The 25,184-nt window shown below is 63.1% G+C and carries 26 protein-coding genes and 1 tRNA gene; 10 read left to right on the top strand and 17 right to left on the bottom strand.

All coding sequences use genetic code 11. From position 1 onward, the window contains the following. Together NDO48_RS20450 and NDO48_RS20445 are read right to left on the bottom strand one after the other, a co-directional pair. Positions 1–73: transfer RNA gene (locus NDO48_RS20450), tRNA-Lys, on the bottom strand. Positions 74–175: 102 nt separating this feature from the next. Further along, on the bottom strand, positions 176–1,090 hold the full coding sequence (locus NDO48_RS20445) for a PhzF family phenazine biosynthesis protein (protein ID WP_267322263.1): 915 nt from the start codon (positions 1,088–1,090) through the stop codon (positions 176–178). A 109-nt stretch (positions 1,091–1,199) separates the two neighbouring features. On the opposite strand from NDO48_RS20445, the gene NDO48_RS20440 reads away from it, so the two are divergent. From NDO48_RS20440 to NDO48_RS20430, 3 genes are read left to right on the top strand one after another with little or no spacing between them, the layout of a single operon-like run. Then, positions 1,200–2,498, top strand: coding sequence for an efflux RND transporter periplasmic adaptor subunit (locus NDO48_RS20440; protein ID WP_018428491.1), 1,299 nt, complete (start codon positions 1,200–1,202; stop codon positions 2,496–2,498). Positions 2,499–2,506: 8 nt separating this feature from the next. Beyond that, entirely contained in the window at positions 2,507–3,217 is a 711-nt protein-coding gene (locus NDO48_RS20435) for an ABC transporter ATP-binding protein (RefSeq protein WP_018428492.1), read from the top strand. Then, a complete protein-coding gene (locus NDO48_RS20430; protein WP_018428493.1) occupies positions 3,214–4,425 on the top strand; it encodes an ABC transporter permease in 1,212 nt (403 codons plus the stop codon). The genes NDO48_RS20435 and NDO48_RS20430 overlap by 4 nt, the downstream gene beginning before the upstream one ends. A 2-nt stretch (positions 4,426–4,427) precedes the next feature. Here the strand turns inward: NDO48_RS20430 and NDO48_RS20425 are convergent, their stop codons facing one another. From NDO48_RS20425 to NDO48_RS20415, 3 genes are all read right to left on the bottom strand, one after another. After that, a complete protein-coding gene (locus NDO48_RS20425; protein WP_267322262.1) occupies positions 4,428–4,874 on the bottom strand; it encodes a cupin domain-containing protein in 447 nt (148 codons plus the stop codon). Positions 4,875–4,959: 85 nt separating this feature from the next. Beyond that, on the bottom strand, positions 4,960–5,673 hold the full coding sequence (locus NDO48_RS20420; protein ID WP_018428495.1) for a hypothetical protein: 714 nt from the start codon (positions 5,671–5,673) through the stop codon (positions 4,960–4,962). An 11-nt stretch (positions 5,674–5,684) separates the two neighbouring features. Continuing rightward, on the bottom strand, positions 5,685–6,797 hold the full coding sequence (locus NDO48_RS20415) for an endonuclease/exonuclease/phosphatase family protein (protein ID WP_026227296.1): 1,113 nt from the start codon (positions 6,795–6,797) through the stop codon (positions 5,685–5,687). A gap of 154 nt (positions 6,798–6,951) precedes the next feature. On the opposite strand from NDO48_RS20415, the gene NDO48_RS20410 reads away from it, so the two are divergent. Both NDO48_RS20410 and NDO48_RS20405 read left to right on the top strand, forming a co-directional pair. Then, positions 6,952–7,494 carry a BA14K family protein gene (locus NDO48_RS20410; protein ID WP_267322261.1) on the top strand — a complete coding sequence of 181 codons (543 nt, stop codon included), beginning with the start codon at positions 6,952–6,954 and terminating at the stop codon, positions 7,492–7,494. Positions 7,495–7,614: 120 nt separating this feature from the next. Beyond that, positions 7,615–7,908: a hypothetical protein gene (locus NDO48_RS20405; protein WP_018428498.1), complete on the top strand. Its 294-nt coding sequence runs from the start codon at positions 7,615–7,617 to the stop codon at positions 7,906–7,908. Positions 7,909–7,994: 86 nt separating this feature from the next. Here NDO48_RS20405 and ilvC read toward each other — a convergent pair whose 3' ends face one another. Continuing rightward, the gene (gene ilvC, locus NDO48_RS20400) at positions 7,995–9,014 is read right to left on the bottom strand and encodes a ketol-acid reductoisomerase (protein ID WP_018428499.1); all 1,020 of its coding nucleotides are present in this window, start codon (positions 9,012–9,014) and stop codon (positions 7,995–7,997) included. A 24-nt stretch (positions 9,015–9,038) separates the two neighbouring features. Next, on the bottom strand, positions 9,039–9,692 hold the full coding sequence (locus tag NDO48_RS20395) for a TetR/AcrR family transcriptional regulator (RefSeq protein WP_018428500.1): 654 nt from the start codon (positions 9,690–9,692) through the stop codon (positions 9,039–9,041). 245 nt (positions 9,693–9,937) lie between these two features. On the opposite strand from NDO48_RS20395, the gene NDO48_RS20390 reads away from it, so the two are divergent. After that, positions 9,938–10,681 (top strand): tetratricopeptide repeat protein, encoded by a 744-nt coding sequence (locus NDO48_RS20390; RefSeq protein WP_267322260.1) that lies wholly within the window; start codon positions 9,938–9,940, stop codon positions 10,679–10,681. A 4-nt stretch (positions 10,682–10,685) separates the two neighbouring features. Here the strand turns inward: NDO48_RS20390 and NDO48_RS20385 are convergent, their stop codons facing one another. Further along, entirely contained in the window at positions 10,686–11,609 is a 924-nt protein-coding gene (locus NDO48_RS20385) for a LysR family transcriptional regulator (RefSeq protein WP_018428502.1), read from the bottom strand. A gap of 89 nt (positions 11,610–11,698) precedes the next feature. Here NDO48_RS20385 and NDO48_RS20380 point away from each other — a divergent pair, with 89 nt between their 5' ends. After that, positions 11,699–12,754 carry an SDR family oxidoreductase gene (locus NDO48_RS20380; protein ID WP_267322259.1) on the top strand — a complete coding sequence of 352 codons (1,056 nt, stop codon included), beginning with the start codon at positions 11,699–11,701 and terminating at the stop codon, positions 12,752–12,754. A gap of 83 nt (positions 12,755–12,837) precedes the next feature. Here NDO48_RS20380 and NDO48_RS20375 read toward each other — a convergent pair whose 3' ends face one another. The 5 genes from NDO48_RS20375 to NDO48_RS20355 all read right to left on the bottom strand — a co-directional run bounded on the left by NDO48_RS20375 (position 12,838) and on the right by NDO48_RS20355 (position 18,969). Next, a complete protein-coding gene (locus NDO48_RS20375) occupies positions 12,838–13,479 on the bottom strand; it encodes a hypothetical protein (protein WP_267322258.1) in 642 nt (213 codons plus the stop codon). 141 nt (positions 13,480–13,620) lie between these two features. After that, positions 13,621–14,724: an OmpA family protein gene (locus tag NDO48_RS20370; protein ID WP_267322257.1), complete on the bottom strand. Its 1,104-nt coding sequence runs from the start codon at positions 14,722–14,724 to the stop codon at positions 13,621–13,623. Between the two features lie 51 nt (positions 14,725–14,775). Then, entirely contained in the window at positions 14,776–16,032 is a 1,257-nt protein-coding gene (locus NDO48_RS20365) for an FAD-dependent oxidoreductase (RefSeq protein ID WP_267322256.1), read from the bottom strand. 170 nt (positions 16,033–16,202) lie between these two features. Further along, complete coding sequence (locus NDO48_RS20360; RefSeq protein ID WP_018428507.1) at positions 16,203–18,122, bottom strand: potassium transporter Kup; 1,920 nt, start codon at positions 18,120–18,122, stop codon at positions 16,203–16,205. Positions 18,123–18,228: 106 nt separating this feature from the next. Beyond that, a complete protein-coding gene (locus NDO48_RS20355) occupies positions 18,229–18,969 on the bottom strand; it encodes a pyridoxine 5'-phosphate synthase (RefSeq protein ID WP_267322255.1) in 741 nt (246 codons plus the stop codon). Between the two features lie 144 nt (positions 18,970–19,113). Between NDO48_RS20355 and NDO48_RS20350 the strand changes: the two genes are divergently transcribed. Next, positions 19,114–19,518: an STAS/SEC14 domain-containing protein gene (locus tag NDO48_RS20350; RefSeq protein ID WP_040456239.1), complete on the top strand. Its 405-nt coding sequence runs from the start codon at positions 19,114–19,116 to the stop codon at positions 19,516–19,518. Positions 19,519–19,546: 28 nt separating this feature from the next. Here the strand turns inward: NDO48_RS20350 and NDO48_RS20345 are convergent, their stop codons facing one another. Further along, positions 19,547–20,107 carry a hypothetical protein gene (locus tag NDO48_RS20345; protein ID WP_267322254.1) on the bottom strand — a complete coding sequence of 187 codons (561 nt, stop codon included), beginning with the start codon at positions 20,105–20,107 and terminating at the stop codon, positions 19,547–19,549. A 259-nt stretch (positions 20,108–20,366) separates the two neighbouring features. Between NDO48_RS20345 and NDO48_RS20340 the strand changes: the two genes are divergently transcribed. Next, positions 20,367–21,239, top strand: coding sequence for a protein phosphatase 2C domain-containing protein (locus tag NDO48_RS20340; RefSeq protein WP_267322253.1), 873 nt, complete (start codon positions 20,367–20,369; stop codon positions 21,237–21,239). A gap of 24 nt (positions 21,240–21,263) precedes the next feature. On the opposite strand, the gene NDO48_RS20335 is transcribed toward NDO48_RS20340, so the two are convergent. The 3 genes from NDO48_RS20335 to NDO48_RS20325 form a co-directional block, all read right to left on the bottom strand. Further along, complete coding sequence (locus NDO48_RS20335; protein WP_018428512.1) at positions 21,264–22,391, bottom strand: ATP-dependent DNA helicase; 1,128 nt, start codon at positions 22,389–22,391, stop codon at positions 21,264–21,266. A 131-nt stretch (positions 22,392–22,522) separates the two neighbouring features. Beyond that, positions 22,523–23,695 carry a YncE family protein gene (locus NDO48_RS20330; protein ID WP_267322252.1) on the bottom strand — a complete coding sequence of 391 codons (1,173 nt, stop codon included), beginning with the start codon at positions 23,693–23,695 and terminating at the stop codon, positions 22,523–22,525. Next, complete coding sequence (locus tag NDO48_RS20325; RefSeq protein WP_267322251.1) at positions 23,692–24,522, bottom strand: creatininase family protein; 831 nt, start codon at positions 24,520–24,522, stop codon at positions 23,692–23,694. The genes NDO48_RS20330 and NDO48_RS20325 overlap by 4 nt, the downstream gene beginning before the upstream one ends. 108 nt (positions 24,523–24,630) lie before the next feature. Between NDO48_RS20325 and NDO48_RS20320 the strand changes: the two genes are divergently transcribed. Beyond that, positions 24,631–25,161, top strand: coding sequence for a GNAT family N-acetyltransferase (locus tag NDO48_RS20320; protein WP_267322250.1), 531 nt, complete (start codon positions 24,631–24,633; stop codon positions 25,159–25,161). Positions 25,162–25,184 lie beyond the last annotated feature (23 nt).

The following is a 25,184-nucleotide window of genomic DNA, read 5'->3' as shown; positions in this document are numbered from 1 at the left end:
TGGGTGCGACAGGGATCGAACCTGTGACCCGCTGATTAAGAGTCAGCTGCTCTACCAACTGAGCTACGCACCCACACAGTCGTTTCAGCGACCGTGGCCGGCATATAGCCAACGCATTTTTGCCTGTCCACCCCTCCAGGAGCTTTTTCTTCAAGTCGGCAAAAATTCCTGCCTGTCAGGCGAAGATCGCCCCTTCAGCCACCCGCACAGCGTGCCCGCCTATGCGCGCCGCAACCAGATTTCCGGCAGCGACATCCAATTCGAGCCTGATTTTCGACGGACGCCCCATCTCGATCCCCTGTTCGATCCAGAATCGCGACACGCCGTCAGTTGGTTTGTCGAATTGCATGATGGCACCGGCAAAGGCGGCCGCGGCCGATCCGGTGGCCGGGTCTTCGTAGGATGGACTGCCCGGAACGATCATGCGGGCGTGGAAGGCATTGTCGTGGCCCACCGTCTCACGGCAGTAGATATAGGCGCTGGCGACGGCGGAATCGCTCTTGCGGGGCGAAAACGTGAACCACGCCTCATTGTCGAAGCGGATCCGGGCCGCGACCTTCGTGTCGGCCACCGGCACGGTTATGTAAGGCACGCCGGCCGACCACAGCGAAACGCGGTGATTCTCGAAGCCGATCTCGTGCGGGGACAGGCCAAGGGCGGCGGCAACCGCGTCGCTGCTTGCGGCCAGTGGCAACGGCTCGGGAAGTTTCGGCAGGTCGAATTCGGCAAACAGGCTGTTTCCGATCTTGTTCACCGCACAGCGCACGAGGCCGATATTTTCCTCCAGCACGAAAATGCCGGCCAGATCGCTGTCTTGCGCCATCTCGGTAAGGGCGATCGCCGTGCCCACCGTCGGATGGCCGGCAAACGGCATCTCGTAATCTGGCGTGAAGATGCGCACCTTCGCCTTGTGGGTGGGCGTTTTCGGCGGCAGCACAAAGGCCGTTTCCGACAAATTGAACTCACGCGCGATCGCCTGCATCGAGGCCGTGTTCAGGCCATTGGCCTCGACGACGACGGCAAGCGGATTGCCGGCAAGCCTGTCTTCGGTGAAGACGTCGTAGATAAAATACTTGCGTCCGCTTCTCATGTTTGCTCCTTCTGCCGCCGGCTATGTGAACTAAAATTAATTTGAATTCCGGGGTCTTACGGCCGATCTGTGGACCAGAAGGGATTTCGAGGGATAATTGGGGACAGGGTTGGATCAGCTTGTCAATCGCCCAGAAGGCGCCACCGCAGAGACCATCGAGAAGGCGCTGGGGCTGGACAGCAAGGGCCGCGCGCGCCGTCGCCGCAAGGGCTGGCTCTGGCTCGTGCTTGCCCTGGCGCTGGTTGCCGGCAGCTATGCAGCATACTCGCTTCTTGCCACGCCCTCCGAACGTGTCGTCTACACCGCCCAGCCCGCCGAGATCGGCGACCTGACCGTCGAAGTCTCGGCGACAGGCACCCTGCAGCCCCTGGTCCAGGTCGACATTTCGAGCGAGCTGTCGGGCGTGGTCCGGTCCGTCGCCGTGGTCGAGAATCAGCAGGTAAAGAAGGGTGACGTGCTTGCAGCCCTCGACACGACGAGGCTGAGCGCCCAGATCGAGCGCGCCGAAGCTTCGGCCAAGGCCGCCGCGGCCAAGGTCGAGGACGCCCGCACCACGCTGTCGCAGAACGCCCAGGCACTTGTGCGTGCACAGGAACTGGCCAAGCGCGGCATGACCACCACCCAGGCGCTCGAGGCCGCCACTGCCGAGCGCGACCGCGCCCAGAGCGCGCTTGATATGGCCGAGGCCAACCTCGCCATAGCAGAGGCCGATCTCAAGCTGCAGCAGGCCGATCTCGCCAAGAGCACCATCTATGCGCCCATCGACGGCGTGGTCCTCACACGCTCGGTCAATCCCGGCCAGACCGTCGCCTCCTCGATGCAGGCGCCGGTGCTGTTCGTGATCGCCGCCGATCTGTCCAAGATGGAGCTGAAAGCCGCCGTCGACGAAGCCGATATCGGCAAGGTCGCCCAGGATCAGAACGCGCGTTTCACCGTCGACGCCTTTCCCGATCGCCGCTTCGACGCCTCGATCCGCGACATCGCCTATGCCTCGGTCACCACCGACGGCGTGGTCACCTACAATGCCTGGCTTGAGGTCGCCAATGACGAGTTGCTGCTGCGTCCCGGCATGACCGCCACGGTCTCGATCATCACCCGCGAGGCCAAGGGCGTGCTGACCGTGCCGGCCACGGCCTTCCGCTACCGGCCCACGCAGGCGGCGCGCAGCCAGGGCTTCAGCCTGCAGAACCTGTTCATGGGGCGGCCGACGCGCGGCCCCGCAGATCGCAGCCGCCCCGCGTCGACGCCGACTGACGGCTCGCGCACCATCTACATACTCAAGAACGGTGCGCCGGTCGCCGCCAGGGTCAAGACCGGCGCCACCGACGGCGACAGGACCGAGATCGTCTCCGGCCTCAATGCCGGCGACCAGGTCATCACCGCGTCGTCTTCCGCCAGATCCAATTGAGCGCGGCCATGGCTGACGCTCCGTTCATCGTCTTCGACAAGGTCTGGAAGACCTATGGCCACGGCGAAGCCGAGGTCAACGCGCTGGCCGGCATCGACCTGTCGATCCGCCAGGGCGAATTCGTGGCCATCATGGGGCCTTCCGGCTCGGGCAAGTCGACGGCGATGAACATTGTCGGTTGCCTGGATACGCCAAGCGCCGGCCGATACGGCTTCATGGGCGTCGATGCGGGCCGGCTGGACCGCAACCGCCGCGCCGTGCTGCGAAATCTCTACATCGGCTTCGTCTTCCAGGGTTACAACCTGTTGCCGCGCACGACCGCCGCCGAAAATGTCGAGCTGCCGCTGATCTATCGCGGAGTACCTACCCATGAGCGGCGCGAGCTCGCCATGCAGGCGCTTTCGGAAGTCGGCCTGCAGGGCCGCGAACATCACACCCCTGCCGAGCTGTCCGGCGGCCAGCAGCAGCGCGTTGCGATCGCCCGCGCCATCGTCACGCGCCCGACGCTGCTCGTCGCCGACGAGCCCACCGGCAATCTCGATACGGCGCGCAGCCACGAGATCATGGATCTTTTGACGCGCCTCAACCGCGAACATGGCCTCACCGTCGTCATGGTCACCCACGAGGCCGACATCGCCGCCTATGCCGGGCGCAACATCGCCTTCCGCGACGGGCATGTCGCCTCGGACACGCTGAAGACGGAGGTCGTTCGCGCATGATCTGGGAAACCGTCCGGCTCGCCCTTCGCTCCGTCCGCCGCAACGCGCTGCGCTCCTTCCTGACGTTGCTCGGCATCGTCATCGGCGTCGCCGCCGTCATCGCCATGCTGACCATCGGCAGCGGCACCACCGAAAAGGTCAAGGCCGATATCTCCCAGCTCGGCAGCAACCTTTTGGTGGTGCGCGCCGGCCGCCCTCCTGCCCCTGGCTCCGCGCCGCAGCAGACGATCCGCCCGCTCGGCGAAAAGGAGGTGGCAGCGCTTGTCTCTCATCTCGAAGGCGTGCGCGCCGTCTCGCCCGCCTCGCAGAAGCAGGTCCGCGTCGTCTTCGCCACCGAAAGCCTGACATCTTCGGTGACGGGGACCGACAATGCATTTCTCGATGCCCGCAACTGGAAGGTCGCGGCAGGACGACCATTCAGCGAGTCGGAACAACGCGGCGGCGTCAATGTCTGCCTGATCGGCCAGACCGTGCGCCAGCAGTTCTTCGGCGCCGGCGAACCGGATGGCGCGTCCATCCGCGTCGGCCGCATGAGCTGCCGCGTCGTCGGCGTGCTCGAGCCCAAGGGTTATTCAGGTTTTGGCCAGGACCAGGACAATGTCGTTTTGATGCCGCTTTCGGCGTTCCAGCGCCGCATCGCCGGCAATCGCGACATCGAGACCATCTATATCGCCGCTGACGACACCACGCCGACGTCGGTCGTCCAAACCCGCATCGAGGACATCCTGCGCGACACGCGCCGTGTCACCGCCGACCGCGAGGACGACTTCTCCGTCCGCGACATGACCCAGATTGCGGACGCCATGGCCAGCGCCACCACCACCATGACCGGCATGCTCGGCGCCGTCGCCGGCGTCAGCCTGCTGGTCGGCGGCATCGGCATCATGAACATCATGCTGGTGTCGGTCACCGAGCGAACGCGCGAGATCGGCATACGCCTGGCCATCGGCGCGCATGAGAAACACATCCTCATCCAGTTCCTGGTCGAAGCCACTGTGCTCTCGTTGCTCGGCGGCCTGATCGGCATAGCGATTGGCCTGGCGCTGGCCGGCGCCGCATCGCTGGCGCTGTCGATACCCTTCGCACCGAGCCTGGCGGTCGTGCTGCTCGCCGTCGGCTTCTCGGCGCTGATCGGCATGGTGTTCGGCTTCTTCCCGGCGCTACGCGGCGCCCGCCTCGATCCGATCGACGCCCTGCGACACGAATAGCGCTATTGCTTCAGCACCGTATTGGAGGTGCCTTTCTCGACCTGGTCGATGACAAGCAGCTTGACCGGCTCGGAACCGACATTGGCGCCCTGGTGCCAGGTTCCGATCATCTCGACGATGAAGTCGCCCTTCTTGTAGCTCGTGCTCTTGCCGGTATCGACATTGGTCACCTCGAGCTGCCCTTCGAGCACATAGGCATAACGGGCGGAGGGATGCATATGAACAGGCAACTTCGCGCCCGGCGGTATCTCGAAGGACGACAACAGCACCTGCACATTCTTTTGCGGCAGCACGATCGGCTGCCCGCTCGCGGTCTCGGTGACGGACGCAAGCGGCGTCACCACCACCTTGGCGGCGGGTGTGGTGTCGAGAGCGGCTGCCGCGATTGCTTGGGCAAGCAACCCTGCCACGGTGATGCCGAAGAATGCTCGTGATGAAACTGTAGCCATGCCGCCCCCCCTTGTGCCTCGCACCGGAGACTGAAGCAGGGCTCGGGCGCAATCAAGAGGCAGGAGAGGCGTGGCAACCGATCGGTCAGCGCTGAGAAAAATGCCACTCCACCAGCGAATGCATATGCGGCATCAGCCCTTCAGGCAGGTCGTGCATGCCGCGGATGATGACAGGTCCCTCGATCTCCGGATCCGGGTCGGTAGCGACGAAGGCGCGGATGCGCTCGGCGAGTTCAGCCGCCGTCTCGGCCGCACGGAAGCAGCGGACGATGACGGTCCCGCTTTCGACCGACAGCGCATGGCAGCGCTCCTCACGCTCCGCCCGGCCGAGGTCCAGACCGGTTTCCTCGCGCACCTCGCGCAGCATGTTGTAGTCGAGGTCGACGAGACCGTCGCGAAAGTCCTCGGGCTCGAAGGAGCCGGCGGCAAAATAGACCTTTCCGGCATTGGCCGTGTGGCTGCCCATGCGGATCGCAACCAGCGCATTGTCGCTTGAGATCAGCATGGCATGGGCAAAGGCATGTTCGGCGCTGCTGACGGGCTTGAGCTTGCGCCACAGCATGAAGGTCGAAAACCGCACCGCATGACAGCGCCCGACGAGCCTGTTGTCGCGATAGGCAAGCTCCGACAGCAACACCACGACGCCGTCGAACAACGCCGGCCGCGCTGCCTTCTCGTCGTGCCAGTTGGCCGCGATCGCCTCGGCATTGTCGCGTTCGAAGGGATGCGGTTCGGCAACGAGGCGCACGTCGACGACGTCGACCGGAAGGATCACGTTGCGCGGAATGTCAAAGGCCAAGGCGAGCACTCTCAGGCGATATCGAGGGTGACGGCGACGGGGCAATGGTCGGAGGCCTTGGGCCTGTCCCAGCCGGCGCGCGGATAACGTTCGACCTCCTGGCCGGGCGGAAAGACGGTGCGCCAGGGCTGGCCGCGGCGCACGATGTCGGGCCTCGCCTGCACATTGCTCCGTGCCAGCGATGGCGACAAGAGGATGTAGTCGAGCTGGCACAGGTGCCGCTCCTGCGGACCGCGCGTATGGTAGAGCGTCCAGCGCTCCATCTCCGGCAGGCGCTCGACCACGTTCTCTGCAAAGCCGTCAGCCAAGAGCACGTCGAGGCACGAGCCCGTCTCGTTGACGGGCGTGAAGCTGTAGCCTTGGTAGCTGTCGCCGCCGATCACCAGCTTCTGGCGATAGTCGTTCATGTCGCCGCAGATCACCCAGCGCTTGTCGGCGACATGATCCTTGCCGAAGCGGTCCTCGATGATGCGCCTGACGGCCTTGGCCTCGGCGATGCGGATCGGCATGGTCGCGTCGCGGCCGTTCAGGCCATTGCGCGGCGAGCCCATCGACTTGAAGTGCACCGAATAGATGGTCAGCGGCTTGCCGCCGATCTTGACGTCGATCTCCAGGCAGTCGCGGCGGAAGATGCGTTCGAACGGCTCCTGCCCCAGTGCTGCGAGCTCCGGCGTGTGCAGCCCGAACTGCTCGAAGGTCACATGCGCGTGGCTGGTCATGCGCACGAACTCGATCGGCTGGCCCTGCGCGGTCTCGGCCCGCATCATCACAGCCACGTCGATGCCACGGCTGTCGTTGCCGGAGGTCGTGTATTTGTGCTGGTAGCCCTGCCCGACCATCTTGAACAAATAGCCATATTCGAAGGCCTTCAGCGCCTCGATATTGTCGACCTCCTGCAGGCAGATGATGTCGGCGCGGGTCTCGGCAATGGCGAGCGCGGTCAGTTGCCGCATGTCATCGGCATGCGCAATGGCACGGGCCTGCTCGAGCACCCTGTACTCGGCCTCGCTGTGTATCTCGAACAGCGCAAGCGTTCGATCCTCGTTGAGCTGATTGCGATAGCCGGAATAATCGAACCTGTTCATCAGGTTCTCGACATTGAAGGTGGCAAGGCGCAGCGACATGGGCGCGAGCATTGCCCGCAAGATGCGTCAAACACAAGCCCCGTCGGGGGCAAGCAAGTCGTTCATTGCACGTTCAGGCTGCGCAGCGGAAAATGCGGCACCTGGATCGAAACTGTGGGCTGGGGCCTTTGGGATTCGGACTATGGAGACGACCATGCAACGCACCCTTTCATCCCTTGCCCGTTCGGGACTTGTCGCCCTCGGCCTTGTCGCCGGCTTGCCCTTTGCCGCATCGGCCGGGCCGATCAGCCTGGGGTCCATGCCATTGGCCAACGCCCAACCAACGGATCTCACCCCCATTCCAGTCCAAAGTCGCTGCGGCAGCCTGCCGGGATGCCGCGATAGCTGGAGCCGTGAAAACTGGCGTCAGGATGGCTGGCGCCGCGACGATTGGCGACGTAACGATTGGCGTCGTGACGGCTGGAGGGACGACTGGCGCTGGCGGCACCGCCCGCAGCACCGGCGCAACTTCAGCGGCACCGGCATCTACCTGAACTTCGGCATTCCGGCGTACCGCTATTACGAGCCGCGTTACTACCAGCCACGTTATGTCCAGCCGCGCCGCATCTATCGCGGCGAGGCATCTTCGGCCCATGTCCGCTGGTGCTATAACCGCTACCGTTCGTATCGGGCCTGGGACAACACCTTCCAGCCCTACAACGGCCCCCGCCAACAGTGCTGGTCGCCTTATCGCTGAACACGCTCGCCTGGTCGATCTGCCGCGTCGGCGCGGCAGATCGCATAACATGATATTTACAAGTCAAGTGTATGAAGCCGTCGGAGATGCAGCCACGCGGCCGCACCGAAGAGCCGACCGATGACCGACGAGACCGAAGCCAAACCTCAGCGCGAGCACCGCAATCGTGTGCTCAAGGGCGCGACGATCATCACCGGCGTCAAGAACTCCGAGATCGCCGTCACCATCCGCAACCAGAACAGCGGTGGCGCCGAACTGCGCGTGCCGCTGGACGCACGCGTGCCCGAACGCTTCCTTCTCTATGTTCCGGTCGACGGCATCGGCTACCGTGCGGTTGTCCGCTGGCGCAAGAGCGAGCGCGTCGGCGTCGAATTCGAAGGCACCGAGGCCAAGCCCGCCTGGCATTATGGCTGACGAGCCGGTTTCCACAATCAGCCAATGAAAAAGGCCGGCGGATCGCTCCGCCGGCCTTTTTCTTGCAGCTGTCGCTGCAGGACTTCTTAGTTCTTGGCCTTGTCGACCAGCTTGTTCTTGGAGATCCACGGCATCATGCCGCGCAGCTTGGTGCCGACTTCCTCGATCTGGTGAGCGTCGTTCATGCGGCGGATGCCCTTGAAGCGGGCTGCGCCCGAACGGTATTCCTGCATCCAGTCAGAGGTGAACTTGCCGGTCTGGATGTCGTGCAGCACGCGCTTCATCTCGGCCTTGGTCTCGGCGGTGATGATACGCGGACCCGTGACATATTCGCCCCACTCGGCGGTGTTCGAGATCGAGTAGTTCATGTTGGCGATGCCGCCTTCATAGATCAGGTCGACGATCAGCTTCACTTCGTGCAGGCACTCGAAATAGGCCATCTCAGGCGCGTAGCCGGCTTCCACCAGCGTCTCGAAACCGGCGCGGATGAGCTCGACCAGACCGCCGCAGAGGACCACCTGCTCGCCGAACAGATCGGTTTCGCACTCTTCCTTGAAGTTGGTCTCGATGATGCCCGAACGGCCGCCGCCGACGCCGCAGGCGTAGGAGAGCGCGAGGTCAAGGGCGTTGCCCGAAGCGTCCTGGTGAACGGCGACCAGGCACGGCACGCCGCCGCCCTTCTGGTATTCGCCGCGCACGGTGTGACCCGGGCCCTTCGGCGCGATCATGACGACGTCGACCGAAGCCTTCGGCTCGATCAGGCCGAAATGCACGTTGAGGCCATGGGCGAACGCAATGGCCGCGCCGTCGCGGATGTTCGGAGCGATCTCGTCGCGATAGATGTCGGCCTGCAGTTCGTCGGGGGTGGCCATCATCATCAGGTCGGCCCACTTGGCGGCTTCCGCCACGGTCATGACCTTGAGGCCGTCGGCCTCGACCTTCTTGGCGGTCGCCGAGCCGGCCTTCAGGCCGATCACCAGCTCCTTGGCGCCCGAATCCTTGAGGTTCAGCGCATGCGCGCGACCCTGGCTGCCGTAGCCGATGATGGCGACCTTCTTGCCCTTGATCAGATTGAGATCGGCATCACGATCGTAATAGACACGCATTGGTGGGTTCCTTCCCGTTTGCAGTCAAAGGGCCTTCGGCCCGGTTTTCGCTCCATGAAGAGCCAGGAACTGCTGCGTCGCGCGCACGGCATCGCCGTCCATCTCCGCCTCAGTCAATTTCAGCCGGTCGCCGAGCAGAAGTCTGATCTGCACGTCGCGGGCGACCAGCCCAAAGAATGTCCTAAATGCCGTCTCGGCATCGTCGAATTCGAGTAGCCCTGCCTCGCGGCCGGCTTCCAGCACCGGCTTCAGGCGCCGGCCCAGCGCAAAGCGACCGCGCTCGAGCACGATGGCGCCGAGGTCGCGCTTGTCCGATCCGGCATGCACGACCCCAACCCGGTTCAGCGCAATCGAGGTGTCGCTTGAGATCACCCGCAGCCAGTCGGAGGCAAAACGTTCGAGGCTGGCGGTCAGTGCGGCAAGGTCAAGGCCCTTGCGGTCCACCGGCGTGACGCGAACCTTGGCCGCCTGCCACTGCACGGTGGCGGTCAGCAGGCCGTCACGGTCGCCGAACCATTTGTACAATGTTTCCTTGGAGCAGCTGGCGCGGCGCGCAACCGCCGTCATGGTCAGGCGGTCGCCTTCCTCGACGAGCAGGCGCAGCACGGCGTCGAGCACGTCCTGCTGACGCGCTGTCGGCCCCTCGCCTTCCATCATCTCGGTGGTTGTCTGCAACATCGTTCCCAGCCTGTCGCGCTCCGTCGGCTCGCTCCAAAGGAGCCGTACCGTACGTTACGGTTCGGCTTATGCCGCAATTTTCAAGGCCCCGCAATGGGCAAGTGCGCGGTGTTCAACAAATGTCGCTTGGTCGCACACCATGCACATGCACCCGGCAGGCCGGCCCCGCCCTCACCGCGGGAGATTTGGCTTGCCAGAGTTCCGCCGCCCCAAGAATATGATCTGGCCCGAACTATGCTGGAGTCATGAAAATGAAAGCCTTGCATAGAGCATTTTGGATCGTCTCATTCCTCATCTTGCTGTTCGGAAATCACACGACGTACGCCGCCGATCGTTATGAACAGCTATTCAGAGGAATGCTCACCCTCGCCGTCGAAGGAAATCCGGAGGCCCAATATCAGCTGGGAATGATGCACAACAATGGCATCGGCACCGAAGCCAATCCAAGCGAAGCCTTCGAGTGGTTTCGCAAATCAGCCGCCTCGGGCGATCCGCTCGCGGCCTATAAGGTTGGATGCTATTACGACGGGCAATTTCCAGGTGTCGTTCCCGAGAACAATGTTCTCGGCCTGAAATACAAGCTGGTTGCCGCCGAGCAAGGCTATCATCTGGCCCAGACCTCAGTCGCCGAACACTACTACGCCGCGCAACAGTACGACGAGGCGATAAGATGGTGGACGGAAGCTGCAAAACAGGGCGAACCGACCGCAATCCGCCGGCTCAGCACCGTTTATGAGCAAGGTGAAATCGCGCCAAGGGACCTAGCGCTCAGCTATCGCTATCTTTTGATGCTCGCGCAGATGCCTGGCGTAACCTCTGACCAGTCGACAAAAGTCGCGAGGGACACCGTTTTCGCGCAACTCAGCCCCGAACAATTGACCGAGGCCTCGGCCGCCGGCGCTTTCGTCGCGCAACCGACACCCCTAACCCAAAAGGCACAGTCGGGTTTGATGGAGGCGATAAGGCTGTACGCGCTCAATCCGCGCTGACCACCTAAAGCAGTCGAGGAGGTAAACCGAGATCGACCGCCTCGACCAGGAAGTCGAGCAGCGCCCTCACCCGTGCCGGCACCGGGCCGCCGCTACCAAGGAAGACTGCATGGACGTCTTCGAGGTCGCCGGGATTGGCCTGTTCGAGCACGGCAACCAGCCTGCCGGCCGCGAGGTCGTCGCGCACCTGGAACGCCGCCATCCGCGCAAGCCCGAGCCCGGCCAGCGCGAGCGCGCGCAAAGCCTCGCCATCGCTTGCCTGCGCGTTGCCGGTGGGCGCGACCTCGACAACGACGCCGTCCTGCAAAACCGGCCATCCCGGCATGCTGCGCACATAAGACGGGCCAAGCAGATTATGCCCTTTCAATTCTTCAGCACTGCGCGGCATCGCGCGCGTCGCGAAATAGGCCGGCGCGCCGACAATCGTCATGCGGGTTGCGCCGAGTTTGCGTGCGACAAGGCTGGAGCTCTTCATCGGACCGGCCCGGATCGCCACGTCTGCCCGCGCCTCGAGCAGGTCGACAACCGTGTCGGACAAGGCGACGTCGACCGAAATATCGGGATACCGGGCCAGGAACCGTGGCAGCAGCGGCAAAAGGAAATGTGTCCCGAAAGGCACATTGGCGTTGACGCGCAGGCGTCCGCGCGGCGCTTCGCCTGATGCCGCGCATTGCTCCGCCTCTTTGAGATCGGCAAGGATGACGACACTGCGCTCATAAAAGGCGCAGCCTTCGGGTGTCAGTTGCAGACGGCGGGTCGAGCGATTAACCAGTCGCGCCCCGAGGCGGCTCTCCAGCCGCGACACCAGCTTGCTGACGGCCGATGGCGACATCGCCAGCGTCCGCGCCGCGGCCGAAAACCCGCCGCATTCCACCGCCCGGGCAAACACTTCCATCTCGCCGAAGCGGTTGACGTCGACACGCATCATTGTGAACTCACGTCATAAATACTGAGATGAAACGACGTCTAATTCATCCTGATCCTTACGTCCATATCAGCAGTCCACAGGAGATTTGGATGATGAAAACCAACACCGCACTCATCGTCGGCGCCCATGGCGTCATCGGCAGCAATCTCGCCAGCCATCTGGCAGCACTCGGCAACTGGAACATTGTCGGGCTGTCCCGACGCGGTGGCCCGAGCCAGGGCCAGATCCGCCATGTCGCGGTGGATCTGCTTGATATCAAGGACGCCAGGGAAAAGCTCGGCAGCCTGAGCGACGTCACCCACATATTCTACGCCGCCTATCAGGAGCGGCCAAGCTGGGCGGAACTGGTCGAGCCCAATGTCGCCATGCTGCGCAACGTCGTCGACACGGTCGAGCCGGCAGCCAAGAACCTGCGCCACATCAGCCTGATGCAGGGCTACAAGGTCTATGGCGCACATCTCGGGCCGTTCAAGACGCCGGCACGCGAGACCGACGCCAACCACATGCCGCCCGAATTCAACATCGACCAGCAGGATCTTCTGGAAGACCGGCAGCAAGGCAAGAGCTGGAACTGGTCGGCACTGCGCCCCTCCGTTGTCGTCGGCCAGGCACTGGGCAACCCGATGAACCTCGCGATCGCCATCGCCGTCTATGCCTCCATGTCCAGGGAACTCGGCCTGCCGCTGCGTTTTCCCGGCAAACCCGGCGCCTATGACAAGATCATCGAGATGACCGACGCCGGCCTGTTGGCACGGGCCACCGTCTGGGCGGCAACAGACGAACGCTGCGCCAACCAGGCGTTCAACATCACCAATGGCGACCTGTTTCGCTGGAACGAGATGTGGCCGAAGATCGCCGCAAACTTCGGCATCGACACAGCCCCGCCCTTGCCGATGTCGCTCGACACCATCATGGGCGACAAACAGCCGCTTTGGGACAAGATGAAGGCCCGGCATGGGCTGGTCGACACGCCTTACAGCGACGTGTCGTCCTGGCGCTTCGCCGACTTCGTCTTCGGCTGGGACTACGACTTCTTCGCCGACGGCAGCAAGGCGCGCCGCTTCGGCTTCCACGAATTCGTCGACACTGAGGAGATGTTCATGCGCACCTTCGGCGAACTGCGCCAGCGCCGGATCATTCCCTGATCGGCGGAGCTTCGGCCACATCAGCGCCGACGCGTTGTGCACACAGGCCTTCTGTGCCCTACCAGCGACCGAGGCCAAGCAGCCTACTGTCCGTAGGGCGCAAGATAATGCGCGGGGATGGCGACCGGGAACAGTGCCCCCGACAGCGCCATGACGATCAGCCCCGCAAACAGCGCGCCCAGCCCGGCAAAGCCGCCGAGCAGGGTTGCGCCCAGCATCGGCCGGCTCGCGCCGACGTTCCAATAGGCCGCGCAGCCGACGTGAACGAACAGCGCGAGCACGCCGAGGAAATAATACGGCGCAAAGAACCAGTGCCAGGGTGCCGCGAAAAATCCCGCGGCCGCATAACGAAAATCGGTGTCGAGGCCAAAGGCGGCGCGTCCGGCGATGACGGCCGTGACATGAACAAGCAGGAACAGCGCGAGATAGCCACCTGACAGGGCCTGCGCCCACGCGGCCACTCCCTTGATTCTGGTCAGGTTGCGCGCGAGCATGAACAGTCCGCTGCCGACCTGCCACAGGATGAGGCCGACCAACGCCACTTCGACATATGGCTGCCGATAGATCTGCCGCGCCTGTGCCATGAAGGCGATGTGCGTCTCCTGCCCGCCCAGACCGACGAGATGGTTGGTCATGTGCAAAAGCACGAAAAACCCGATGAAAAACGCCGACAAGGCGTGAAGACCACGCAGCCCCTGCGGCGCCAGTTGGTCGTCGTCCTTCATCTGGCCCCCTCCTGGATCAGACGCAATTCCCGATGGAAAACCGCTTCACACCTTTCCTGGAGTTGCTCCGATCGCATCCTCGATTGGAATTTCAGCTCGGCCTGGGTCCGCTGCCGCACAACGGACCGGCAACGCCGCAGGTCAGTTCAGCTTGACCAGCGCCACGCGCCGGTTCTTGGCCCGACCCTCGTCATTGTCGTTGGTCGCGACCGGCGCCATCATGCCGGCACCTGCAGCGGTCAGCCGTCCACCGTCGATGCCATATTGCGACACCAGCGCCGACTTCACCGCCGCCGCCCGGCGATTGGACAGGTCGATGTTGTAGTCGAACTTGCCCTGGTTGTCGGTGTGCCCGACAACGGCCACCGCAAGTGCCGGATTGTCGCCCAGAAGCTTGGCGATCTCCTTCAGCGTCGGCTCGGACTCCGGCTTGATGTCGGCCTTGTCGGTGTCGAAGAAGATGCCGTAGAGCGATATGCCGCCGCTGGTCGAAAGCGAATCCGCCATCTTGGCTGCTTCCACCAGCACCATCTTCTTGTCGCGCGCCTTGGGCTCGATCACGTGAACCATGGCCACGGTGCGTCCGTTCAGTTCCTTGCAGTAGAGATCGTCAAGCAGCTGGAAGGTCTGCACAGTGACATAGGCATCGCCGCCGTCGCGCGGTACCCTGGCGCTAAAATAGCGCTGGTCGGCGACCCCTGACGACGCCGCGCAGGCGGCATTCGAGAATGCCTCGACGCCCAGGTCGCTGTCATAGAAGAAGTTCATCATCAGGCTCATGTCGCCGCCGCCGCTCGAGGCCGAGCGCGAGGCGTCGCCGCCGCACTCCTCCTTCTTGCACTCGAACGCCACCTCGCCGCCGGCCGCCTGCACCACGTCCTGATAGTTGCGCAGGACTTCGAGCGGCGAACGGCCATCGGGCAGAACGTAGAAGATGCGCGTCAGCGTGCCCTCGACCTCTTCCGCCTTCTCCGGCCTGAACACCCGGTTGTTGTTCTTGTCGCGCTTGTCGGGATCGGCATCGGCTTTCAGCGCGGCCATCGGCACCGTGAAGTCAGTGTAGTCGAGCTTCTGGTAGTAGACGATGAACGAACCGTCATAACGCTTGGCAAGCGCGTTGTCGGCGGAACCCTCGATGTCTGCGGTCGGCACCGTCGCATCGGCCAGCGCGGGCATGCAGCCCGCAGCGACCAGTATCATCGCCGCAAGCAGCTGGCGCATTCCACGCGAAATCGAGCCCGTCATGACACGCCCCTCGGTTGATGTGCCGCAGCGTAGCCACAACCGCATGACGGCTCAAGCCGGGATCTCGACCTCTTTCGTGAGGCCAAGCCAATCGGCTTCCGCGAGCCCGATCGCGGCAAAAGGATCGGCCAGCGTGCCGGCAACGATCGAGGCCAGCAGCTGCGGCGCAGGCGGCACCTTGGCCACCGTCGCCACCAGCCTGTCACGCAGGAACGGCAGCAGCACCGCATCCGACTGGTAGAACGGCGTGAACGCAAGCGAGAGTGCCTGGAAAAGTCTGATATGCGCGCGGCGGGACCGCGCATAGGCAGAGAGCGCCACATCGACCTCACCATGCTTACGGAGCGCATGGGCAAGGGCTGCGGCGTCGAGCAAGGCCATGTTCGCGCCCTGCCCCAGCTGAGGGCTGGTCGAATGGGCGGCATCGCCGATGACGGCAAAGCCCCGTGCCGCCGGTTTTGCCAGCGTATGATGGCCGTAGCGCGCCAAAGTCAGCTGGTTGAAATCGTCGATCTGGTCGAGATAGGCAGAACATTCCGGCCACAAAGACGCGACCCGCGTTTTCCAGGCGCCGAGCCCTTCCGTGCGAACCCGCTCGGCCTCGTTTGGTTTCAGGCTCCAGAAGAACGCCGCCATGTCGGGCCCGCCTGGTTCCGCACGACCTATCGGCAACACCCCGATCATGACGCTGGCGCGGCGGTAGCGCTGGATAAGCGCATTCGGGTGAAATCCTTCGCCACGCCAGGCGAGCGAAGCCCAGAATGCACCATATTCGAGCGGCCTGGGCTGATCGGTCAGTCCGACGCTGCCGCGCAGCTTCGACCTTGCGCCGGTTGCGTCGACGACGAGGTCGAACGGTCCAACCATCCGGCCGCTCGCGTCGAGCAGTCGCGGGTTCTCGCCGGTGTCGATCCGCTCCAGTTCGACATCTGTGACGATCTCGATTTTCTCGCGCCGAGCCGCGCGATAGAGCACGCCGAACAGCGCTGCGCGATGCACGGCCACACCAAAACGGCCGCCGCTGCGGGCATCGTAGCGAACGTCCAGCACCGTGCGCCCGCTTTCTGCGTCCGTGCCGTGCAGCCGGTCGATGCGGCTGCCCAATTCCAGGATTTCGCGGAGAAGCCCGAGGTCGCCGAGCACGGTCAGCCCGGTCGGCTGCAGGATCAGCCCGGACCCCAGCGCCTTCGGCTCGGCAAAGCGCTCGAAGACGGTCACCTTGTGACCGTCACGCTTAAGGTAGAATGCTGCCGCCAGCCCTGCAGGACCGGCGCCGGCGATTGCGATGTGAAGTTTTCTGCCGTTCATGTTTGCGTCCGCCCGTATCAGACAGTCACGGGCGAGCAGATCTTTGGCAATGCTTCACTTTGCCCCGCCGACGCATCGGCCCGAAAATCGGAATCGATTTTCGGGAAGCACGATGCCCAGTTTCCAAGAGTTAGAACGTCCTCTGCGCGTCGGAATGGACGCGCGGCGCTCTAGATCGAGACCTGGGTGCCGACCTCGACCACGCGCCCGGTCGGGATCTGGAAGTATTCGGTCGCATCGGCAGCCGTTCGCGCCAGTCCGATGAACAGCCTGTCCTGCCATCCCGGCATGCCCGAATTGGGCGATGCCTTCAGCGAGCGCCGCGACAGGAAGAACGACGTCGTCATGATGTCGAACTTCCAGCCCTGCTTGCGGCATATGGCCAGCGCCTTCGGGATGTTGGGCTGCTCCATATAGCCGAACTTCAGCTTGACCCGCATGAACAGGTCATTGACCTGCTCCATCTTCACCCGCTCGCTGTCGGGCACGATCGGCTGCTGGGCGGTTACGACAGACAGGATCACGTTCTGCTCGTGCAGCACCTTGTAGTGCTTGAGGCTGTGCATCAGCGCGGTGGGCGCGCTGTCGGGATCGCTGGTCAGGAACACCGCCGTACCCGGAACGAGCTGCGGCTTCTTCTTGCTCAGATTTTCCGCCAGGAAATTCAGCGGAATCTCGTTCTTGCGCGTCTTGTCGAACAGATAGCGGCTGCCGCGCACCCAGGTCCACATGACGATGACGATGGCAAAGGCCACAAGCAGCGACGCCCAGCCGCCTTCATGCACCTTGACGATGTTGGACAGGAAGAAGCCGACGTCGATCAGCCCGAAGACGGTGATGACGGCAATGACGGCAAAGAGCGGCCAGCGCCAGATACGCAGCATCACGATCGACAGCAGCAGCGTCGTCACCAGCATGTTGCCGGTCACCGAGATGCCGTAGGCCGCAGCCAACTTGCTCGACTCACCGAAGCCGACGACCAGAAGCATCACCACCAGAGCCAGCAGCAGATTGACGCGCGGCATGTAGATCTGGCCCAGCGTCGTCTCCGACGTGTGCAGGATGGCAAGGCGCGGCAGCATGTTGAGCTGCACCGCCTGGCGGGTCAGCGAATAGGCGCCGCTGATCACCGCCTGGCTGGCGATGACGGTTGCTGCGGTCGCCAGCAGCACCATCGGCACCAGCATCCAGCCCTCGTTCATCTCGAAGAAGGGATGGCCGACAGTGCCGCCATGCGACAGCACATACGCGCCCTGCCCTGCGTAATTGAGCAGCAGGCAGGGGAAAACGATGATGAGCCACGCCAGCACGATCGGACGGCGGCCGAAATGGCCAAGGTCGGCATAAAGCGCTTCCGCGCCCGTCACCGCCAGGAAGATCGCGCCGATGGTGACGAACGACACCTCCGGCTGATCCATCAGAAACTGGACGATGTAGATCGGATTGACGGCAAGCAGGATCTCGGGGTCGTCGGCGATGTGCACGACGCCCGAATAGCCGATGGCGATGAACCAGATCAGCGTCACCGGCCCAAACACGATCGCCACGCCGCCCGTGCCGAAGCGCTGCACCGCAAAGACGACAGCCAGAATCATCAGCGTCAGCGGCACGACATAAGGATCGAAGGCAGGTGTCACCACCTTCAGGCCTTCCACCGCCGAGAGCACCGAAATCGCCGGCGTGATGACCGCATCGCCGTAAAACAGCGACGCGCCGACCATGCCGAGCGCCAGGATTATTCCCGAGTGCTTGGGCAGGCTGCGCCGCGCCAGCGCCATCAGCGACAGCGTACCGCCCTCGCCGCGATTGTGCGCTCGAAGCACGAACATGACGTATTTGATCGTGACGATGATCGTCAGTGCCCAGATGATGAGCGACAGCACGCCAAGGATATCTTCGCGCGAAGCCACCTGTCCGCCCGACGACGAGGCAACCAGCGCTTCGCGAAATGCGTAGATCGGGCTCGTGCCGATGTCGCCGAAGACGACACCCAGCGCACCGATGACAAGAATCCTGATATCCTGGGAATGGCCGTCCTTCTGGACCGCCTGCCCGCCTGTTTCCGCTTTGCCAGCGCCGGCATCGGCCATGAACGACTCTCCGTGAAGCCGCGGGGCTCTACGCTTGCTGTATCGCAAAAGCAACAGCCGTTTTATGACAGCTGATGTTCGATCTATGCGGAAAACGCATGGCTCGTCACCATCCGCAGGCTTTCAGATACCGCTTGATCGTGTTCGCCATGCCATGCTCCAGCGCATCCGCCGTCAAGCCGTGTCCGATCGACACTTCCGCCAGCCTGGGAAGGCGGTGGATGAGGGCGGGCAGATTGTCGACGACGAGGTCATGGCCGGCATTGACGGCAAGCCCGGCGGCCATCGCCACATCGGCCGTCTTGCCGAGCAGGTCCAATTCCCTGGCTGCCTGCGCCCGGTCGGAATGGCAGGCGCCATAGGGGCCGGTGAAGAGTTCGATCCGGTCGGCGCCCGTGTCGCGCGCAGCATTCACCCCTGCCGGATCGGCATCGGAAAACAGCGACACCCTGAAGCCGCCCTTCTTCAGCCGGGCGACGACAGGCTTGAGGAATGCGCCCTGGGCAACGAAGTCCCAGCCATGATCGGAGGTGGCCTGCGTCGGATCGTCGGGAACGAGCGTCACCTGTTCCGGCTGGTGCTTCTCGACGAGCTGCAGGAAATCCTCGGTCGGATAGCCCTCTATGTTGAACTCGGCCTTGGGAAACTCATCATCGATCAGGGCCCTGATTTCGGGCAGGTCGGAAAAGCGGACATGCCGCTGGTCGGGGCGCGGATGCACCGTCAGCCCATGGGCGCCGGCGGCAAGTGCGATGCGGCCGAGCCCAGTGACGCTCGGCCACGGCAGGTCGCGACGGTTGCGCAACATGGCGATGGCGTTGACGTTGACGGACAGCTTGGCAGGCATCGGCAGCTCGCATCGGTTCACTGAATTCAAGCACCTAGCACGCCTTGGATGGGAACAGAGAGCGCTTTTGTGTGTTCCAGTATCAAAGCGCGGCAACGCATCGCCGCCGCCGTGCCAAACCACTGGTATCAAGAGGAAATTCGCATGAGCTCAATGGACGCCCCTCCCGTCTTTCGGCGCATCGACACCGACAAGAGTGACGTCTTCGGTTTCGAGATCGTCGGTCACTTCACCAATGCCGATGTCGAGAACGCGTTTGGCCTGCTCGACGCGGCTTATCAGGGCCACGACAAGATCGACGTCTTGCTGCGCGCATCGGGCTATGACGGCTTCGACTGGTCGACGCTGTTCAACCCTGACACCTTCAAGGGCAAGCTCAAGGCGTTCCAGCATATCCGCCGCTATGCGCTGGTCGGCGGCCCGGCCTGGATGGGGCCCATGGTCGGGCTCATCGCGCCGCTGACGTCGATCGAAACGAAACATTTTGCCGCCGCCGACGAAGCCAAGGCCTGGGAATGGCTGGGAGCGAAGCCGGCAGACGACATCTGACAGTCAACGCGTCCCTTGGAATGCACGTCTAGGAGAACTCGACCCGCTCTTGGTCGCGAGGGCCGACGCCACGATAGCGGCGGGGTTTGAGATAGCGGATGTTCTTGCGGAGCCGGCGCAACTGGTTGGCGAGCCTGATCGACAAGGGCGGCACGATACGAAATCCGGCAAGATGCTTCGTCCACACATCCTGATTGCCGCTCCAGTCCCCACCCACGTCGCCCTCAGGAGAGGCGAGCAGCAGGAACGGTCTCTGTCGATTTGCCTCGGCCAGCAGGTCGGAAATCGTCTGCTCCTGGATGGGAGTGACCGGCATGCCCAGCACGACAAGCGCAGACAGATTGCTGCGCAGCGCGTTCTTCGTCACCGCGCACCAGGCATCGTGCTTTTGCCGGGCGACAGGATAGAGAGCGTCCAGCCCCCCGTCCGACAGGCCTTTGGGAAACTCGTGGTTGTGCGTCGTCCCGAAGCGGCGATTGAAGACGATGCCATTGCGGATGGCGAGATCTTCGCGCTCGAACATGCCGGCGAAATCGCGGCGGAAATACTCGATCACGGTGTCGGTCGGCGTAACCTGCCAATCGAACACGCCTCTTTTCGAAACCTCCCGGCCAAATGCCTGCCTGATCCAAAACTTGGAGCGGCAGTTCTGACCGAGACCGATGACTTGCTGAAACTCGCTGCTGTCCATTGGCGACCGCCGATCGTTGGCTCACGCCAATCTGGCACAAACCACGCCGACTACAACCCTGCATCGCACACCAGGGAAATTGGGATGGCCGGGGTAATCCAGCCGATCAGGCTGTCGTCACAATCCGGTCACCGGTACCGGCCAGACATCGGTCATCATGCCAAGCATTCGCATCATCGATTCCATCACCGCCCCCGGCTCCGCATCGCGCCCGAATGAAGACAGCGCCGGCGGCAACGCCAATTGCGCCTTCGTCATCGACGGAGCCACCGGGCTCGGCGGCAACAGCATCGTCGGCCTCCACGGTTCTGATGCCGCCTGGCTTGCCCGCTTCGCCGGAAGCACCTTCGAAGAGCTGGTTCGCGATGGCCGCGAGGTTGCCGATGTCGTGCGCGAGCTCAACCAGCGTGCCTTCAATGTGGTGCATGAGGCGGCCCACGCCTTGCCGATCGAGCCATGGAACATGCCGGTCGCGGGGTTCCAGATGCTTCGCATCGAAGACGATGCCGTGATCACCCATGGCCTCGGCGACTGCCGCCTTTTCCTGGTCGACGCCGCGGGACAAGAATTCGACACCAGCGCCATCAAGAGCGCCCATGCTTATGAGCGCGACGGTGCACGCAAGGCGATCGCCCAGTCTGGCGGTTTTGCAACGCATCAGGCGCTCGCCGACGCGCCCGTCGTGCGCGACGAGCTGCGCCGCCGCCGCGCCGCCTACAACCGACCAGGCGGTTCGGTATGGACGCTGGGAACCGAACCGGATGCCGCCGATCATGTCGTCAGCGAGCTGTTGGCCGTAACCCTGCCCGCCCGCGGCCTGCTGTGCTCCGACGGTTTTGCCGCCCTTGTCGACCAGTACGACCGCTACGGCGTCGCTGAATTCGTCCGCACGGCCGGCGATGCTGGTGTCGCCCAGCTCTTGCAGGAGCTGCGCCACATCGAGCGGATCGAAGACCCTGACGGCAAGCGTTTCCCACGCTTCAAGGTGTCCGACGACGCCACTGCAGTGTTTTTCGAGATCGTCGCCTGAGGCACCTCAGCCTCACGTCAATCGCTAGCGCACGATGGTCAGCCGCTCTGCCGCACGCGTGATCGCCGTGTAGAGCCAGCGCTGACGCGTGTCCTTGAAAGCCCAGCTTTCATCGAACAGCACGACATTATTCCACTGCGAGCCCTGCGCCTTGTGCACCGTCAGCGCGTAGCCATAGTCGAAATCGTCGTAGCGCTTCTTGGTCCCCCAGGGGATGTCCTCGTCGGGGTTCTCGAATGTCTGCTTCAACAGCTTGATCTTGGCGACGCCGCGATCCGGATCGTCCTCTTCGGGTGCAACCAGAAGATTGATGCCCGGCTTCACCGTCTCACGCGACGACGTCATCACCTTCCACAACGAACCGTTGAGCAGGCCCTTGGCCGGGTCGTTGCGCAGGCACACCAGCTTGTCGCCCGCCTGCGGATAGCCGGCGGTAAAGCCTTTCAGCTCGCGCAGTCGCTGATTGTAGCGTTTGCGCGTTCTGTTGGTGCCGACGAGCACCTGGTCGGCGTCGAGCACCAGATCCTGGGTCACGTCTTCCTTGCCGATCACCTGGGCGGTGCCATAGTCGCCGCGCATGAACTCACGCCCCTCGCGCACGTCGAGCGCCAGCCTCAGGATCGGGTTGTCGCGCGCCTGACGATGGATTTCGGTCAAGAGGAAGTCGGGCTCGTGCTCGGTGAAGAAACCGCCGCCCGAGATCGGCGGCAGCTGCGCCGGATCGCCCAGCACCAGCACCGGTGTTCCGAAGGTCAGCAGATCGCGCCCAAGCTGCTCGTCGACCATCGAACACTCGTCGATGACCACCAGCTTGGCCTTGGCGATGGGGCTCTGCCGGTTGAGCGAAAAGGTCGGCGACATCGACGTCTTGCCGGTCGCCTCGTCGGCGATCGCCTCTTCACCCTTGGGCCGGTAGATCAGCGAATGGATGGTGCGCGCGTTGGTCGCGCCCTTCGAACGCAGCACCTGGGCCGCCTTGCCGGTGAAGGCGGCGAATTGCACCTGGCCGTCGACATGCTCGGCGAAATAGCGCGCCAAGGTCGTCTTGCCGGTGCCGGCATAACCGAACAGGCGGAAAACCTGCGGCTTTCCGGATTTGAGCCAGCGCGCCACGGCCTGCAGCGCTTCGTCCTGCTGAGGTGAGAATTCCATAGGTTTGACTGACAGGATTCGGCCGCCAAGGGCAAGGGATTTGGCCATTTGGGCAAATCCACCTCGGGAAAGTCGCGGCATTCAACGGCCAGCGCAGCACCGCATGGCGACGCACAAAGACCGGTGCAGGCTCAGCGCATGTTACCGGTATGTCCCTGGGAGTATCTGCCGGGCTGTGGCCACACCGTCAGGCCATGGGGTTCGGCGCCGACAGGAACCTTCACAACGGCACCTGTCGTGGTGTCGAACATGTACACCTCGCTGTCGAAGCGGCCGGACAGCCACAGTTGTTTTCCGTCGGCGCTGACATTGCCCATGTCGGGGCTGCCTCCGCCCGGTATGGGCCATTGCGCGACGACCGCACGGGTGGCGAAATCGATGACGGAAACGCTGCCCGGTCCCTTTGGATGGGACTGATCCATGTGGTGGGTACCGCGATTGGAGACGTAAAGCCGTGTCCCGTCGCGGCTGACCGCAAAGCCGTGTGTTCCAACGCCGGTGGCAATGAAGCCGATCTCGGTGAAGCTGTCGCCATCGATCAGGAAGACACCGTCATTCATCATGTCGGCGACATAAAAAACCTTGCCGTCGGGCGAAAGCCTGATGTCCTGCGGCATGCCTTTCTTAGACAAGGTAAGGCTGCCAAGGACCTTCTGGTTTTGCAGATCAACTTTCACCAGGCCACCGCCGCCGAATTCGCAGGTGAATATGGCGTAGCTGTTGTCGGCGGCAAAATCGGCGTGATTGATGCCATGGCAAGTCGGCGTCGGGATGACCGACTTCAGCGCCATGGTCTGCGGATCGCGCAAATCCAGCTGTTTCACGGCTTCGTCGACAACGATCGCCGAGCTGCCATCGGGCAGGAAATACATGTTGTAGGGATCGTTCACCGGAATGGCGGTGCCCGGCTTGCCGGTTTTTGGGTCGAGGGGCGTCAGGCTGCCCTTCTTCGTGCGGCTGGCGTTGTTGGCGATCCACAGCGTCTTCAGGTCCCATGACGGGACAATGTGCTGCGGCTGCAGCCCGACGGTGAACCGGTCGACCTCCTTCAGCGTCACCATGTCGATCACAGACACGCTGTTGGACGAATGGTTGGGCACATAGACCCGCGGCAGCGCATCCTTCGTCACCGGGCTCAGATGGTCCGGCGTCGTCTGGCTGTAGATGTTTATCGGCGCCGACGATGCCGGCGGCTCGCTGCAGTCTTCGGGGCATGAGCCGGCCAAGACGGTGGTTGCCGACAACATCACCAACACCAGCGTTGGTGCGAAGACTCCCGAAAGAAGCTTGAGCACTCCGGTCATTTTGGCTGCTTTGCAATGAAGTTGTTGATTGCCTCGACCGTTCCCGCAACGATCAGCTCGACGCCAAGCTGGCCGAACGCGGCCGACGAGCGCGTCGGGTCGCCATCGTAGACGCCATCGGCCGCACCGAATTTCGCCCCGCCAGCGATACGGTCCTGGCGCACCAGGGACGGATCGATGGCGAGCATCAGCGAGGTGTCGGCCAAACCCGCATGCTTGCCGAGTTCGGACTGTTTGGCACCGGCAGCCAGGAGCTGCTGCACATAGGCGCCTTGGGTGATCCTGTAATAGTCGAGCGCCGCAAAAACGCGGACTGGTGTCTTGCGCCATTCGCCGTTCAGACGATCGGCCACCGCGCTTTCATTGTCCTGGTAGCTGCCGTGATCGCCGATCAGGATAATCGTCTTGAAGCCATGGAGCTTGAAACTGCGGGCTGCGGATTCAAGCAGCTGCTCGAAAGTCTTGTCGCTGATCGTGATCGTGCCTGGAAACTTCATATGGGCCGTCGGCGGATCGATGGTCCCTTCCGGCACATAGGAGATGACGGGCGCCACCAATGCGTTGCCCAGTCGCTCGGCGATCTTCTCGGCCAGAAACTTCACCCGCACATTGTGCTTGCCGAGCGCCATGGCGGGGCCGTTCTGCTCGGTGCCACCGATCGGGATGATGATGCTGGTCGTGCCTGCGTCGATGCGATCGCGCAGTTCGGTCCAGGTCTGGTCCTCAAGGAAAACCGACGCCGCAACAGCATGTGACGGAGCCAGAAAAATCGACACCACGCAAAAAGCGGAAAAAGTGGCAAAGAGGATGCAGCGCCGTGCAAACATTGTGCCCCCATGGTCCAGACTAGAATGTACTCACCTGGACATTGCCACTTTGTTACACCCGTCAAGACCCGCCCGATCAGCTTCGGGCCGCGCCGCAGCAGCCGACCGATGAGGGAACATATTGTGCCAACTGATACCGACCTCCCTCAAATCCGCAGATTGGCTGCAAGGGACGACAGCCAGGCTGTGTTGGGATTGTACGAGCGGGCTGCCGATTTCGTCCTGCTGGAAACCGGCTCGGCCCCTTCCGGGACGACGGTTGACGAGTTCTTCACCGATTGCCCGCCGGGCGGCGATCTCGCGGCATCGTGCAAGCTCGGCATGTTCATGCCTGACGGCGAGCTTGTCGCGATCGCTGATCTGGCCTTCGGTTATCCCGAGACTGACGACGCGTATCTCGGGCTGCTGTTGTTTGCCCCGCAAAAACGAGGACTGGGCCTCGGCCGCATTTTCCTCGAACACATCGAAGCCATTGCAAAAACGCGCAACGCAAAACGACTTCTGATCGCGGTTCTCGACAAAAATACGCGCGGACGCACCTTTTGGGAGCGCGAGGGATTTCACCTGATCCGGAGCTTTTCCGGTTTCGAGATCGGCCGGAAAACCCACACCGTACACCGGATGTGGCGCTCGCTCTAGGCGAGCAGAAGCGACCGCATTCA

The organism is Aminobacter sp. MET-1 (assembly GCF_026521175.1).
Taxonomy (GTDB): Bacteria; Pseudomonadota; Alphaproteobacteria; order Rhizobiales; family Rhizobiaceae; genus Aminobacter.
Note: the sequence above shows the minus strand (reverse complement) of the source record. Positions and strands in the feature narration are given on the sequence as shown.